Origin of the sequence: Aliarcobacter vitoriensis (assembly GCF_048320235.1) — a bacterium.
In the GTDB taxonomy this organism is placed as follows: domain Bacteria; phylum Campylobacterota; class Campylobacteria; order Campylobacterales; family Arcobacteraceae; genus Aliarcobacter; species Aliarcobacter vitoriensis.
Genome location: NZ_CP182882.1, coordinates 651,384 through 663,877, shown reverse-complemented (window position 1 = coordinate 663,877; position 12,494 = coordinate 651,384). Strand labels below are relative to the sequence as shown.

The 12,494-nt window shown below is 33.8% G+C and carries 7 protein-coding genes, 2 tRNA genes and 3 rRNA genes; 6 read left to right on the top strand and 6 right to left on the bottom strand.

Annotated elements, in window-relative coordinates; translation table 11 throughout:
* Window positions 1-44: 44 nt before the first annotated feature.
* Together ACNSOS_RS03325 and ACNSOS_RS03320 are read right to left on the bottom strand one after the other, a co-directional pair.
* Complete coding sequence (locus ACNSOS_RS03325; protein WP_418185928.1) at window positions 45-833, bottom strand: exodeoxyribonuclease III; 789 nt, start codon at window positions 831-833, stop codon at window positions 45-47.
* A complete protein-coding gene (locus ACNSOS_RS03320) occupies window positions 833-1,081 on the bottom strand; it encodes a hypothetical protein (protein WP_113895376.1) in 249 nt (82 codons plus the stop codon). The genes ACNSOS_RS03325 and ACNSOS_RS03320 overlap by 1 nt, the downstream gene beginning before the upstream one ends.
* A 97-nt stretch (window positions 1,082-1,178) precedes the next feature.
* On the opposite strand from ACNSOS_RS03320, the gene ACNSOS_RS03315 reads away from it, so the two are divergent.
* Complete coding sequence (locus ACNSOS_RS03315) at window positions 1,179-1,901, top strand: sulfite exporter TauE/SafE family protein (RefSeq protein WP_418185927.1); 723 nt, start codon at window positions 1,179-1,181, stop codon at window positions 1,899-1,901.
* 190 nt (window positions 1,902-2,091) lie between these two features.
* Here the strand turns inward: ACNSOS_RS03315 and ACNSOS_RS03310 are convergent, their stop codons facing one another.
* Genes ACNSOS_RS03310 through ACNSOS_RS03295 form a run of 4 tightly spaced genes read right to left on the bottom strand, consistent with a single transcriptional unit; the run spans window position 2,092 to window position 6,492 of the window.
* Complete coding sequence (locus ACNSOS_RS03310) at window positions 2,092-3,003, bottom strand: AEC family transporter (RefSeq protein ID WP_418185926.1); 912 nt, start codon at window positions 3,001-3,003, stop codon at window positions 2,092-2,094.
* A 3-nt stretch (window positions 3,004-3,006) separates the two neighbouring features.
* Complete coding sequence (locus ACNSOS_RS03305) at window positions 3,007-4,239, bottom strand: glucose-6-phosphate isomerase (protein WP_418185925.1); 1,233 nt, start codon at window positions 4,237-4,239, stop codon at window positions 3,007-3,009.
* The gene (gene galU, locus ACNSOS_RS03300) at window positions 4,239-5,114 is read right to left on the bottom strand and encodes a UTP--glucose-1-phosphate uridylyltransferase GalU (RefSeq protein WP_418185924.1); all 876 of its coding nucleotides are present in this window, start codon (window positions 5,112-5,114) and stop codon (window positions 4,239-4,241) included. The genes ACNSOS_RS03305 and galU overlap by 1 nt, the downstream gene beginning before the upstream one ends.
* A gap of 1 nt (window position 5,115) precedes the next feature.
* Complete coding sequence (locus ACNSOS_RS03295) at window positions 5,116-6,492, bottom strand: phosphomannomutase/phosphoglucomutase (protein ID WP_418185923.1); 1,377 nt, start codon at window positions 6,490-6,492, stop codon at window positions 5,116-5,118.
* Between the two features lie 497 nt (window positions 6,493-6,989).
* On the opposite strand from ACNSOS_RS03295, the gene ACNSOS_RS03290 reads away from it, so the two are divergent.
* The 5 genes from ACNSOS_RS03290 (at window position 6,990) to rrf (ending at window position 12,467) form a co-directional block, all read left to right on the top strand.
* Window positions 6,990-8,507 (top strand): 16S ribosomal RNA (locus tag ACNSOS_RS03290).
* Window positions 8,508-8,616: 109 nt separating this feature from the next.
* A tRNA-Ile gene (locus ACNSOS_RS03285) sits at window positions 8,617-8,693 on the top strand.
* A gap of 49 nt (window positions 8,694-8,742) precedes the next feature.
* Window positions 8,743-8,818: transfer RNA gene (locus tag ACNSOS_RS03280), tRNA-Ala, on the top strand.
* A gap of 413 nt (window positions 8,819-9,231) precedes the next feature.
* Window positions 9,232-12,144: ribosomal RNA gene (locus ACNSOS_RS03275) — 23S ribosomal RNA — on the top strand.
* A gap of 206 nt (window positions 12,145-12,350) precedes the next feature.
* Window positions 12,351-12,467, top strand: a 5S ribosomal RNA gene (rrf, locus tag ACNSOS_RS03270).
* The 16S, 23S and 5S rRNA genes sit together here with 2 tRNA genes alongside, the layout of an rRNA operon.
* The last annotated feature ends 27 nt before the right edge of the window (window positions 12,468-12,494 follow it).

Here is a 12,494-nt window from a genome sequence, read left to right as displayed (position 1 = left end):
ATATATCCTAATTCAAAAACCTAATAAATGATTTAAATCAATGACTATATTTCTATTTCAAGTCCAATAGGACAATGGTCACTTCCTTCAATATTATCTAAAATATAAGCATCTTTTACAAAATCTTTTAAATCTTCACTTACATAGAAGTAATCAATTCTCCAACCTACATTGTTTGCTCTAGCATTTGCTCGATAACTCCACCATGAGTATTTATCTTTTAAATCACCATTTATAAGTCTAAAAGTGTCTACATATCCATGATTTAAAAATTTTGTTATCCAATCCCTTTCTATTTTTAAAAATCCACTTGTCTTTTCATTTGCTTTTGGTCTTGCAATGTCAATTTCAGTATGTGCAGTATTTACATCACCACAAACTATTATTGATTTTCCATCTTTTTTTAGATTTTCACAATGTTCTAAAAATCTATCATAAAATTCCATTTTATAATCTAGTCTTTCTTGACTACTTTGACCATTTGGAAAATATACATTAAAAAATGCAATATTTTTTTTTCCTAAAGAAAAATGAACTTCATTTATTCTTCCTTCATCTAAAATATCTACTGTTGGACAAGTACATTCAAAAGTTGTAGTAATATCGCAAAATAGTGCTGTTCCACTTCTTCCTTTTATTTTTGATTCACTAGCTGTTGTAAAAGAGAATTCTTTGTTGAATATAGACTTTGGAATTTGACTCTTTTGTGATTTTGTTTCTTGAACTCCAAGTAAATCAATATTTGCTTCATCAACCCATTTTAGAGCTTCTTTTTTATCAACTGCTCTTATTCCATTTACATTCCAAGAGATAAATTTATATCTTTTTGCCATTATTTTTTATCTTCCTTTTTTATTTTTTTATCTTCTTTTATTAAATTTTCTGGTTCATTTGGTTTTTTGGGCTCAAGTGGTTTTACGATTCCAATTTGATTTATATTTGAAATACTATTTTTTTGATTTAATAAATTCTCTTTTTTGCCACCATGCATATCTATTTTTCCACTATTTTGATCTGTATAGATATAATTTGCAAACAAATAATTTGATAAAAATATAGTAACAATAAGTAATATTTTCATAATATCTTCCTTTTTTTTTTAATAAATTATAACTACATTTCAATAATAAAGCCTTAATTTGATATTTTTACATAATATTTTTTTAAGGTAAATATTTATGACAGAGTTATTATTAGGAAGCATCACATTTTTAACTTCAATTATTGCAGCAGTTGTTGGTATTGGAGGTGGAATGATGTTAATAGCTATATTACCTTCTTTTCTACCCTTGAATGCTCTTATCCCAGTTCATGGACTTACACAAGTTTCAAGCAATTTGAGTAGAGCTTTTTTTGGATATAAAGATATTCAATATGAAATAATTCCTAAATTTTTGATAGGTTCAATTTTAGGAATAGGGCTTTTTGCAGGAATTCTAAGTTTTATCTCACTTGATTATGTTCCATTGTTTATTGGAGTTTATATTTTACTATCTTTGTGGAGTCAAAAATTTAATCAAAAGATAAAAAGATATGAAAACTACTATCTTGCTGGGTTTTTTCAAACAGGACTTTCTATGGTGGTAGGTGCCACGGGACCACTTACTATGACACTTTTATTTAAAGATTATAATGATAAAGATAAGGTTGTAGCAACTGGAGCAGCTTTGATGACTATAACTCATTTTCTTAAAGTTGCTGTTTTTATATATTTTGGATTTGTATTTTTTGATTATATTTGGATTATTTTAGCTATGATTTTTGGTGCAGTTTTGGGAAGTTTTGTTGGAACAAGAGCGAGAAATTTAGTAGATGGTAAAAAATTTACAATCATTTTAAAAATACTACTTACACTTTTGGCTATTAAACTTATAGTAGATATTTTTATAAAAATGATTTAAGATATTTATAAAAATTAAAATTGTGACAGAATTGTGACAAATTTTAGATATAGTTCAACACAAAGGAAATGATATAGTAAATGAGAGCTTTTAGGGGATTAAAATTTATGATATACTATATTTTTTTAACAATATATTAATAAAGCTCTTATTCTAAAATCAAGTATTATATATTATCAAATGATAAATTTTAATTAAAGTAGTTTAAAAAAATTATTAAAAATATTGCGGCCAATATTGTTTGTACAGTTATTATTGATGTCATTAAAGGCAAATCACCATTTAATTGACGTGCAAGTATAAAAGAACTAGGTGCAGTTGGCATAATAGCAAATAAAACCAAAATTGAAATCATTAAATTATCAAGTTCAAAAGTAATTGCTAAAAAGTACATAATAATAGGTAAAATTATGAATTTTGCTATCATAGTAACAGATAAATCTTTTTTTGCACTTCCAATCTCTTTTAAAACTAAAGTATAACCAATAGATAGAAGTCCTAAAGGAAGAGCTGCACTACTTAAAATTTTAAGTAAATTTTCTATACTAATTGGAACTGCTACTTCTGAAAAGTTTATTAAAGCTCCTAAAATACAAGAGATTATCAAAGGATTTTTAATAATGGATTTAATTAAATATATAAAATCAATTTTGCTATTGTTTGAGTATAAAGCAAAGATTGTTATACAAAAAACATTTAAAATAGGAATAGCAAAAGTGATGATAATTGCTGATAAAACTAAGCCATTTGAACCAAATATTGAACCGCTTAATGCTAAAAATACATAAGTGTTAAATCTTATTCCCCCTTGTACAATAGAAGTAAATGAACTATTTTGTGTAGGACTTAGTTTATTAAATATCATCAATATAAGCATTGTTATAAAAATTGCTAAAATAGAAACAAATATAAAAGTTATACTATTTTGTTCAAATTTAGCTTTTGATAGAGTATATATTAAAAGTGCGGGCATTAAAATATAGTAAGTGAGTTTATCTGCCATTGGCCAAAATTCGTGTGATGGGAAACTTATTCTTTTAAATAAGTAACCAATCACAATTAGAGAAAAAATTGGAATTAAACTTGAAAATATATGTTCCATTTTTTAATTTTTCTTTTTCAACATCTCTTTTAGGATAATTTTACCACCCTCAACTCCAGGTTGATCATAAGTATTTATTCTTAAAAATTTACCAACAATAGAAGTTAGTAATTCATAGTAAAATAAAAGTTTCCCTATCTCAAATTCACTTATATCTTCAATTTCTATTAAATCTATTGGAATATCTTTTTTATACTCTTTAACTGATGCAATAGTTGCATCTGCTTGAAGGTTTATAAGTTTTTTAAAATCAAGATTATTTATATAGTCTAACTCTTCTAAACCTTGCAAAGTTGTAGGAGCTATTTTTGTATCATCCTTAAAATCTTTAATTTTTATAAAAGTTACTGTTTTATCACGTTTTCCTTCAACGATTAGTTGTAAAAATGAGTGTTGATCAACTGGTCCCAGTAACCCAATAGGAGTTAAACCTTGATTTGTACTGTTTGCATCTATTTTACCTAAACTTTCACCCCAAAGCTGAATATACCATTTATTAAATCCTTCTAAAAGTTGAGAGTATGAAAAAACTGCATTTATATTATAAACATCTTTGTATTCATAGTAAGTTCTAGCTTTTTTTATTAAGTGAGTATAAAGCTCATATTGTTCAAAAAATGAAGTTGATATATGTCTAGCACCTTTTAAAAGTTCATCTATATCAAAACCAGCTAAATATAGTGGAACCAATCCAACATTTGATAAAACTGAAAATCTTCCACCAACATTTTTGGGAATATCAAAAGTTTTTATCTCATTTGTTTTTGCAAAAGTGTTTAATTTACTGTCATCTTCTGTTATTACTAAAAGATTTGATTTATCTATTTTTGTAATAGACATAAGATATTTAAAAATAGAAACTGTTTCTATTGTAGTTCCAGATTTTGATATAACTATAAATAAAGTATCTTCTAAATTGAACTGAGAAATAGTTCCGTTTAAGTTTACTGGATCTGTGCTTTCAAAGAAAAAAATTTCTTTTTTTAGAGATTTATTTTTTTGTTTGTGATATTTTAAGAAATTGTATATGGCAAAAGTACCTAACGTACTTCCACCAATCCCAATTATAGCAATATTCTTTTGTTTGAAATCAAGTTTATTAAGTTCATTCTTTATATTATTTGTATCGCAATAAGGTAAAGAATAGTAACCTATCTCTTCACGCTCTTTTTTTATCTCTAAAAAAATATCTTCGTCGCTTAGAGATATTTTTGGATAGTATAGATTATTTTTCACTATTTTTTCCCGTTATCTTTCTTCTCTTGTTTTATTTCTTTTATAGATTTGTCATAAAAGTAATTTGTAGCTTTTACAAACCCATCAATACTTCCGCAGTCAAATCTTTGACCCTCAAATTTATATGCTAAAACCATTCCTTTTTTAGCTTGAGTTAAAAGGGCATCTGTTATTTGAATTTCTCCACCTTTTCCTGGTTTTGTTTCTCTTATAATATCAAAAATATCAGGAGTTAATATATATCTTCCGATAATAGCTAAATTTGATGGAGCAACTTCTGGTTCAGGTTTCTCAACCATATCCTTTACCATAAAAATTCCTGGTTCTATCTCATTTCCAGCAATTACCCCATATTTATTTGTATCTTCTTTTGGTATCTCTTCAATAGCAACAATAGAACAATTATACTTTTTATATAAATCAACCATTTGAGATAAAACACCCTTTGTTGCTGCATCACACAAATCATCTGCTAGTAAAACGGCAAAAGGTTGATTTCCTATTAGATTTTCTCCACATAGAATTGCATGACCTAAACCTTTCATCTCTATTTGTCTAGTATATGAAAAAGTACATTTTGTAATTACTGAACGAATTTCTGTTAAATAATGTTCTTTACTAGTTCCTTTTATTTGGTGTTCAAGCTCATATGATATATCAAAGTGGTCTTCAATAGCTCTTTTCCCACGACCTGTTACGATAGACATATTTTCAATTCCAGCAGCTAGTGCTTCTTCAACTCCATATTGAATAAGAGGTTTTGTTAAAACTGGTAACATCTCTTTTGGTGTTGCTTTTGTTGCTGGTAAGAATCTTGTTCCATAACCTGCAGCTGGGAATAGACATTTTTTAATTGGATTATTTGTATTACTCATTTTATTTTCCTTCTAACTTATTAAATAGATTTATTAAAACTTCTTCATAGATTTTTGCATTCTCTTTTGTATCTGCTTCAAATCTTGTAACTAATTTTGGTGTAGTATTACTAGCTCTTACTAGTCCCCAACCTTTTTCAAATATAACTCTAATTCCATCAACAGTTATAATATCTTTAATTTTTGGAAAATCTGCAGGTGGATTTTTTAATGCATCTTTTAAATCTTCTATGATTTTAAACTTTGTATCTTCAGTTACTGTTATATTTATTTCTGGTGTTGAGTAAACTTTTGGTAAAGTTTCATATTCTTTATCAAAATCAAAACCTTGGTCAATTAATTCTAAAGCTCTAAATGTTGCATAAATAGCGTCATCATAACCAAAATATCTATCATTAAAGAATAAATGACCAGAAACTTCAGCTGCAAAATCAGCATTTGTTTCTTTTATTTTCACTTTTAAGTTTGAATGCCCAGTTTTGTACATTATAGCTTTTCCATAAGAGTTGATAGTATCATACATAACTTGTGAACATTTTACTTCACCAATTACAGTTGGATTATCAATAAATCTTGAAAAGAATATTGCTAAAATATCACCTTTAAAGTTATACTTTTGTGAAAGTAGGGCAATTCTATCTGCATCTCCATCGTAAGCAAATCCAAAATCAAATTCTTTAGTTTCTAATTCTTTTTTAATATCTTCTAAAGTATGTTCGTCACTTGGATCTGGATGGTGATTTGGAAAATTTCCATCTGGCTTTTCAAATAAAATTTTGTATTTAATATTTAATTTGTCAAGAATTTCTCTTAAAACAACTCCTGCAACACCATTACCACAATCAAAAACAAATTTTTTATTTTCAAGTTTTAAGTGAGAAAAACTTTTTACTATATAATCTATATATCTATTTTTAGAATCAATCAAAATAGTTTCTTCATTATCTTCAATAATAGTATTATCCGCTAAAATTTCTCTTCCCAAAGCATAAATATCTTCACCAAAAAATGGGTCTTTATTTAAAGTAATTTTAAATCCATTGTATTCAGGAGGATTATGACTACCCGTTATCATTACTGAACCATCACATTTTAAACCATCGAAATCAGTAAAATTTGCAAAATAGTTTGCAGGTGTTGGTACAAGTCCCATATCTAAAACTTTTAAACCTGCTTTATTTATTCCAGAACTTAACCAGTCTCTTAAAGTTGGTGAATGAAGTCTTGCATCATAACCAACAGCCATGTAAACAGCATTTGGAACTTTTTTTTGTAAAGCTTTAGCTAAGTAATAACCAATTTTCTTTACTATATCTTCATTTAACTCTTTTTCAAATATTCCTCTTATATCATATTCCCTAAAAATAGATGCACTCATTTTGTCTATAACTCCTATATATAAACGTATAAAAACTCTAGAATTCTACCTAAAAATTGTAAAATAAATGTTTACAAAAAATAAAATTTGAAATTTAAGCCAGAATTAATAGAAACCTCTTGACAAATAAGAAAAAAGCTATTATAATTCCCGTCCAATTTGACCAGACAGCTGGGAAGGTTGAGATCTTTAAAGTTTGATAGGTTTAGAGAGGGTAATCTTTGTAAACCGAATATATATGTTAAAAGAAAATTTGTACAAGTAGTAATATTTAACCTAGAGATAGGAATAGATATTATTTGAAATACTTGTCTATAACTTGAGTGATAATTTTGTAACTAACTTAATAGAGAGTTATATGTTTAGAGATAGATATATAGTTTAAAAGAGAGTAATTATGGAATATGTCAGTTTCAAACACTATAAAGAGTGATAGAATTTAGAATGTAAATTAAAATGTAATTTTTAATTTGTAGTTTTTTATTTTTCATTGTAAATTTATGGAGAGTTTGATCCTGGCTCAGAGTGAACGCTGGCGGCGTGCTTAACACATGCAAGTCGAACGAGAACGGGTTATAACTTGTTATAACTGTCAGCTAAGTGGCGCACGGGTGAGTAATGTATAGGTAATATGCCTCTTACTAAGGGATAACAAATGGAAACGTTTGCTAATACCTTATATTCCTTATAAACAAAAGTTTGTAAGGGAAAGATTTATTGGTAAGAGATTGGCCTGTATTGTATCAGTTAGTTGGTGGGGTAATGGCCTACCAAGACAATGACGCATAACTGGTTTGAGAGGATGATCAGTCACACTGGAACTGAGACACGGTCCAGACTCCTACGGGAGGCAGCAGTGGGGAATATTGCACAATGGACGAAAGTCTGATGCAGCAACGCCGCGTGGAGGATGACACATTTCGGTGCGTAAACTCCTTTTATATAAGAAGATGATGACGGTATTATATGAATAAGCACCGGCTAACTCCGTGCCAGCAGCCGCGGTAATACGGGGGGTGCAAGCGTTACTCGGAATCACTGGGCGTAAAGAGCATGTAGGCGGATTGATAAGTTTGAAGTGAAATCCTATAGCTTAACTATAGAACTGCTTTGAAAACTGTTAATCTAGAATGTGGGAGAGGTAGATGGAATTTCTGGTGTAGGGGTAAAATCCGTAGAGATCAGAAGGAATACCGATTGCGAAGGCGATCTACTGGAACATTATTGACGCTGAGATGCGAAAGCGTGGGGAGCAAACAGGATTAGATACCCTGGTAGTCCACGCCCTAAACGATGTACACTAGTTGTTGTGAGACTAGATCTTGCAGTAATGCAGTTAACACATTAAGTGTACCGCCTGGGGAGTACGGTCGCAAGATTAAAACTCAAAGGAATAGACGGGGACCCGCACAAGCGGTGGAGCATGTGGTTTAATTCGACGATACACGAAGAACCTTACCTGGACTTGACATAGTAAGAATGATTTAGAGATAGATTAGTGTCTGCTTGCAGAAACTTGCATACAGGTGCTGCACGGCTGTCGTCAGCTCGTGTCGTGAGATGTTGGGTTAAGTCCCGCAACGAGCGCAACCCTCGTCGTTAGTTGCTAACAGTTCGGCTGAGAACTCTAACGAGACTGCCTACGCAAGTAGGAGGAAGGTGAGGATGACGTCAAGTCATCATGGCCCTTACGTCCAGGGCTACACACGTGCTACAATGGAGTATACAAAGAGCAGCGATACAGTGATGTGGAGCAAATCTTATAAAATACTTCCCAGTTCGGATTGTAGTCTGCAACTCGACTACATGAAGTTGGAATCGCTAGTAATCGTAGATCAGCTATGCTACGGTGAATACGTTCCCGGGTCTTGTACTCACCGCCCGTCACACCATGGGAGTTGAACTCATTCGAAGCGGGGATGCTAAAGTAGCTACCTTCCACAGTGGATTCAGCGACTGGGGTGAAGTCGTAACAAGGTAACCGTAGGAGAACCTGCGGTTGGATCACCTCCTTTCAGAGAAGTGTATTAAGATTTGATTCTTAATACATAGAATAAGAAAAAAACAATTAACAATATATGTTCGGTTTATAAAGATTATTTGAATAAATATATATAGGTGAATGGGCCTATAGCTCAGCTGGCTAGAGCGCTCGACTGATAATCGTGAGGTCTCAGGTTCAAGTCCTGATAGGCCCACCATTAAATAATCTTTACTTTTAATAGAGATATTAGAATTAAGAGTTTTGTTGGGGAATTAGCTCAGCTGGGAGAGCGCCTGCTTTGCACGCAGGAGGTCAGCGGTTCGATCCCGCTATTCTCCACCATATATATAAACTAATATTTAAAAATTAGATATAAGCTTTTATAGATTAAAAGTTTATATCTGGTTTTTAAAACTAGAAAACATTACTAAGATAACTTTAGTTATTTTAAGTAGTATGATATTTAAAAATATAATGTTAAAGTCTTTAAAATTTTTTCGTAAGATTAAATAATAATATGAAGATAAAAGATGAGAGTTTTTTATTGTAGTAGAGTTAAATAATTTTAAATAAAAAAATTTCATATCAATAATTTGTGATAAATTAAATTTATTATAAAACTATAGATAGAACACAACTAAATTATTAAATATAAATATATTTAATAAGATAGTAGCCAAAGAATATTATCAAACTAAAAGTATTAAATTAATTTTTAATACTTTAAAGGCAAATAACTTGAAAGAGTTATTTATTAATAAGCTATTAAGGGCTAATGGTGGATGCCTAGACTGTAAGAGGCGATGAAAGACGTATTAGGCTGCGATAAGCCACGGGGAGTTGCCAAAGAGCGTTGATCCGTGGATTTCTGAATGGGGCAACCCAGTATAATGAGAGTTATATTACCCTACGGGGAGCGAACCTAGTGAAGTGAAACATCTCAGTAGCTAGAGGAAGAGAAATCAAAAGAGATTCCGTAAGTAGCGGCGAGCGAACGCGGACAAGGACAAACCCAATACTTGTATTGGGGGTTGTAGGACTATAATATGAATTAAAGATGATAGATGAAATACTTGGAAAAGTGTAGCATAGAAGGTGAAACTCCTGTAATTTAAATCATCAATAATTTTAATAGTATCCTGAGTAGGTCGGAACACGTGATATTTTGACTGAAGCTGGGGGGACCACCCTCCAATCCTAAATACTACTTACAGATCGATAGTGAACAAGTACCGTGAGGGAAAGGTGAAAAGTACTGCAGCGAGCAGAGTGAAATAGAACCTGAAACCATTAGCTTACAATCATTCAGAGCCCTATGATTTATCAGGGTGATGGACTGCCTTTTGCATAATGAGCCTGCGAGTTGTGGTTAGTGGCAAGGTTAAGTCAAGTACGAAGCCGTAGCGAAAGCGAGTCTTAATAGGGCGCCATAGTCACTAGCTGCAGACCCGAAACGAAGTGATCTATCCATGAGCAGGTTGAAGCTGGTGTAAGAGCCAGTGGAGGACCGAACCCGCTGACGTTGAAAAGTCTTGGGATGACTTGTGGATAGGGGTGAAAGGCCAATCAAACTTCGTGATAGCTGGTTCTCTCCGAAATATATTTAGGTATAGCCTTGTGTTGTAGCATATAGGGGTAGAGCACTGAATGGGCTAGGGCTGCTTACCGCGGTACCAAACCCTATCAAACTATGAATACTATATGTGGAATCACAGGAGTCAGGCGGTGGGTGATAAAATCAATCGTCGAGAGGGGAACAACCCAGACTAACAGCTAAGGTCCCTAAGTTACATCTAAGTGGAAAACGATGTGGAGTTACTGTGACAACCAGGAGGTTGGCTTAGAAGCAGCCATCCTTTAAAGAAAGCGTAACAGCTCACTGGTCTAGTGATTCTGCGCGGAAAATATAACGGGGCTAAGATGTACACCGAAGCTTTAGATTCAATTTTTAATTGAGTGGTAGGAGAGCGTTCTATTCAGCGTAGAAGATGTACCGGTAAGGAGCGTTGGAGCGGATAGAAGTGAGCATGCAGGCATGAGTAGCGATAATTAAGGTGAGAATCCTTAACGCCGAAAACCCAAGGTTTCCTACGCGATGCTCGTCATCGTAGGGTTAGTCGGGACCTAAGTCGAGTCCGAAAGGGGTAGACGATGGCAAATTGATTAATATTTCAATACCAACATATAAGCGCGATGTGGGGACGCATAGAGTTAATCGAGGTCACTGATGGAATAGTGGCTCGAAGGACGTAGGTTGTTAAGTAGGCAAATCCGCTTAACATTAGACCGAGATCTTACAGGCTCTTGACACTCTTCGGAGGAGATGGAGAATCGATGATACTGTCGTGCCAAGAAAAGCCACTAAGTATATTATATGTTGCCCGTACCGTAAACCGACACAGGTGGGTGGGATGAGTATTCTAAGGCGCGTGGAAGAACCCTCTTTAAGGAACTCTGCAAAATAGCACCGTATCTTCGGTATAAGGTGTGCCTACTTTGGTATATGAACTTGCTTCAAAAAGCCAAAGAGGTTGCAACAAAGAGTCCCTCCCGACTGTTTACCAAAAACACAGCACTTTGCTAACACGTAAGTGGATGTATAAGGTGTGACGCCTGCCCGGTGCTCGAAGGTTAACTGATGATGTCAGCGCAAGCGAAGCATTTGATTGAAGCCCGAGTAAACGGCGGCCGTAACTATAACGGTCCTAAGGTAGCGAAATTCCTTGTCGGTTAAATACCGACCTGCATGAATGGCGTAACGAGATGGGAGCTGTCTCAAAGAGGGATCCAGTGAAATTGTAGTGGAGGTGAAAATTCCTCCTACCCGCGGAAAGACGGAAAGACCCCGTGCACCTTTACTACAGCTTGACACTGTAGCTTGGATATTCATGTGCAGGATAGGTGGGAGGCTATGATGACTAGACGCCAGTAGAGTCGGAGCCATCCTTGAGATACCACCCTTGAATATTTGAGTTACTAACTGCGTACAATTATCTTGTATCAGGACAATGTCTGGTGGGTAGTTTGACTGGGGCGGTCGCCTCCTAAATAGTAACGGAGGCTTACAAAGGTTAGTTCAAAGCGGATGGAAATCGCTTGTTGAGTATAATGGCATAAACTAGCTTGACTGTGAGACCTACAAGTCGAACAGAGACGAAAGTCGGTCATAGTGATCCGGTGGTTCTGCGTGGAAGGGCCATCGCTCAAAGGATAAAAGGTACGCCGGGGATAACAGGCTGATCTCCCCCAAGAGCTCACATCGACGGGGAGGTTTGGCACCTCGATGTCGGCTCATCGCATCCTGGGGCTGTAGTCGGTCCCAAGGGTATGGCTGTTCGCCATTTAAAGCGGTACGCGAGCTGGGTTCAGAACGTCGTGAGACAGTTCGGTCCCTATCTTCCGTGGGCGTAGGAAAGTTGAAGAGATTTGTCCCTAGTACGAGAGGACCGGGATGAACGTACCACTAGTGTACCAATTGTTCTGCCAAGAGCATCGTTGGGTAGCTACGTACGGATGTGATAAGAGCTGAAAGCATCTAAGCTCGAAGCCAACTCTAAGATGAACTTTCCCTGAAGTTCCCAGCAAGACTAGCTGGTTGATAGGCTGGATGTGTAAGCGTTGTAAGGCGTTTAGCTGACCAGTACTAATAGAACGTTTGGCTTATTTTTATTTCTTTGGTTTACTATCTTATTAAGTATACAATACTTAATAATTGTGTTTACATTAGTTTTTATATGAAATACAAAAAGACTTTAACATTATCTTTATCTAAACTCTATATTTGAGTTGAGTATTAAGAGCAAAGCTTTTAAATGAAAAGTTAAAAATGGAAAATGAATAATTCACTTTTTATTTGCTTTTACTACTCAACTTTGTTAGTGGTTACAGAGAAGTGGAAATACCCAGTCCCCATTCCGAACCTGGTAGTCAAGCACTTCATCGCCGATAATACTGCAGGGTCCCCTTGTGGAAACGTAGGTCACCGCTAACTCTTTGAGTATTCTTTTTACAAATGCCT

Bases quoted from the DNA above. Each gene is read 5' to 3' on its own strand.
- ACNSOS_RS03325 (WP_418185928.1), bottom strand. From the start codon at position 833: ATGGCAAAAAGATATAAATTTATCTCTTGGAATGTAAATGGAATAAGA.
- ACNSOS_RS03320 (WP_113895376.1), bottom strand. From the start codon at position 1,081: ATGAAAATATTACTTATTGTTACTATATTTTTATCAAATTATTTGTTT.
- ACNSOS_RS03315 (WP_418185927.1), top strand. From the start codon at position 1,179: ATGACAGAGTTATTATTAGGAAGCATCACATTTTTAACTTCAATTATT.
- ACNSOS_RS03310 (WP_418185926.1), bottom strand. From the start codon at position 3,003: ATGGAACATATATTTTCAAGTTTAATTCCAATTTTTTCTCTAATTGTG.
- galU (WP_418185924.1), bottom strand. From the start codon at position 5,114: ATGAGTAATACAAATAATCCAATTAAAAAATGTCTATTCCCAGCTGCA.
- ACNSOS_RS03295 (WP_418185923.1), bottom strand. From the start codon at position 6,492: ATGAGTGCATCTATTTTTAGGGAATATGATATAAGAGGAATATTTGAA.